Here is a 2164-nt window from a genome sequence, read left to right on the forward strand (position 1 = left end):
GGCTGGTCCATCGCGCAGCCCAGGATCCGCCGGGCCATTTCCAGCCGATGGGCGGCTTCGGCCTGCACCGCGTCGGCCACGGCGTCGGCGGTGCCCTCCGCCACCCAATGGGCGAAAATCAATCCCCCCAGCGCCGGCGGGCAATAGCCGAAGGCGCGAATGCCCCGCATCAGCCGCTCGCGCGGCATCGCGGGCGGCAGGGTGACGAAGGCCAGGCGCAGCCCCGGGCAGACGCCCTTGGAAATGCTGGCCAGATAGAGGGTGCGCTCGGGCGCCAGGGCGGCGATCGGCGGCGGCCGCTCCCCGGGGTCGGCATAGGCGCAATAGGCGTCATCCTCGAAGATCGTGACGTCATGCCGGCGGGCGATCCGCACGATCGCCTCGCGCCGCGCAAGGCTCATGCTGCGCGTCGTGGGGTTGTGCAGGGTCGGCAGGGTGAACAGCAGCCGGGCCCGCGTTTCGGCCAGCGCCCGGTCCAGCGCGGCGGGGTCCAGCCCCTCCTGGTCCATCGTCACCCCGCGCAGGGTCAGGCCCAGATGCTCGGCCGCGACCTTGGCGCCGTGAAAGGTCGAGGATTCGCACAGCACGGTATCGCCCGGCCGGCACAGCGACGACAGGACCAGCCCGATCGCATGCTGGCCGCCATTGCACTGGATCAGATCGTCCGGATCGCACGCCAGCCCATGCCGCCGTGCCAGCCAGGCCGCGCCGGCCTCGCGCACCAGGCGCAGCCCGGTCCCCTGGATATATTGTACCGATGGCTCAAGCTGTGCCGTCGCCGCCAGTCGCGTGACGGCCAGCTCGACCGACCGTGACAATGCGATGGCGGGCGGCGTATTGCAGCGCAGGTCGATCACCGTCTCCGGATCGGCCGCCGAATGGGCCGCGTGGAACAGGACCGACGGCGCCGTCAGGTCCGGCAGGCTGCCCCGCACGAACGAGCCGCGCCCGACATGCGCGTCCAGCAGGCCGCGCCGCTCGGCCTCGGCATAGGCCCTGGTGACGGTCCCGATGCTCAGCCCCAACTGGTGGGCCAGATCGCGCTGCGGCGGCAGCCGCATGCCGGCCGGCAGCGTGCCGGCGCCGATGTCGCGCTCCATCGCATCGGCCAGCCGCAGATAGAGCGGCGCGGCATCGGAAGGAATCTCGGGGCGCCATCGCGTCATTGCCGGTCTCGGTCCGCATATTGAACTATGACAATATAGATATTGACGAAGAAATGTATCAAGGAAAAATTACAGACATGAAGAGTTCGCGCACATTGTAATAGTACAATGCGCCGCCAGAAAGGGACTCTTCGCCTTGGAGGGTGATCAATGATGTTCATGGTGCGGAAAAACCGTGTTGAATCCCGTCGCGACGGGGCGTTCGCCGGACGTATCGGCGTGCAGGTCGAGGCCGCCAGCATCGGGATGATCATCGTTCTGGGGCTCATGGTCCTGATGGCGCTTCATGGCCGGCCGGCTCATGGGCAGGAGGATGAGACCGCGTCCACGGCGGTGCGTGTTCCATACCGCGCCGCGGATATCGGCGACCTGCCGCACGCGCGGCACTTCCTGCGCGTGCTGGAGCACGCCGCGCTCCAAGCCTGCGGCGATGAAACGGCGAGCCTGGGAGATATCCGGGCGGCGGTGGAATGGTCGGACTGCCGGCGGGCGAGCGTGGCGCGCGCCGTCGCGCAGGTCCATTCCCCCCTGCTGGAGCGGGCATGGACCGAAGACGGCGCGGCGTGGGATGCCCGAAGGGCGGTTGAGGATCGGAAATCAAAACATGGCTGAATTTGCTTTTCATCAGGTCGATGTCTTCGCCACCCGCCCGTTCGGCGGCAATCCGCTGGCCGTCGTGACCGGGGCCGACGGGCTTACGGACGCGCAGATGGCCGCATTCGCGAACTGGACGAATCTCAGCGAGACGACCTTCCTGCTCAGGCCCACCCATCCCGATGCGGATTACCGCGTCCGGATCTTCACGCCGCAGCAGGAACTGCCCTTCGCCGGCCATCCCACCTTGGGCACCTGCCATGTGTGGCTGCAGCAGGGCGGCCTGCCGCGCGGCAGGCACGTCGTGCAGGAATGCCAGGCGGGACTGGTGCCCGTTCGGCGGCAGGACGCGGTGCTGGCCTTCGCCGCCCCGCCCCTGCGCCGGGCCGGCGCGGTCGAGGCCG

3 protein-coding genes are annotated in these 2164 nt (G+C 68.8%); 2 read left to right on the top strand and 1 reads right to left on the bottom strand.

From position 1 onward, the window contains the following. A partial coding sequence (locus HUK84_RS15635) for an aminotransferase-like domain-containing protein (protein WP_176641109.1) occupies window positions 1–1166 on the bottom strand: 1166 nt, incomplete at its 3' end. A 150-nt stretch (window positions 1167–1316) separates the two neighbouring features. Here HUK84_RS15635 and HUK84_RS15640 point away from each other — a divergent pair. Both HUK84_RS15640 and HUK84_RS15645 read left to right on the top strand, forming a co-directional pair. Beyond that, the gene (locus tag HUK84_RS15640; protein ID WP_218064405.1) at window positions 1317–1778 is read left to right on the top strand and encodes a UrcA family protein; all 462 of its coding nucleotides are present in this window, start codon (window positions 1317–1319) and stop codon (window positions 1776–1778) included. After that, window positions 1771–2164: PhzF family phenazine biosynthesis protein (locus HUK84_RS15645; RefSeq protein WP_176641111.1), on the top strand; the 394-nt coding region annotated here is incomplete at its 3' end. The genes HUK84_RS15640 and HUK84_RS15645, both read left to right, overlap by 8 nt.

This window comes from Nguyenibacter vanlangensis (assembly GCF_013376155.1).
Lineage (GTDB): Bacteria > Pseudomonadota > Alphaproteobacteria > Acetobacterales > Acetobacteraceae > Gluconacetobacter > Gluconacetobacter vanlangensis.

Coding starts and splice junctions, on each gene's coding strand:
- HUK84_RS15640 (WP_218064405.1), top strand. CDS start 1,317: ATGATGTTCATGGTGCGGAAAAACCGTGTTGAATCCCGTCGCGACGGG.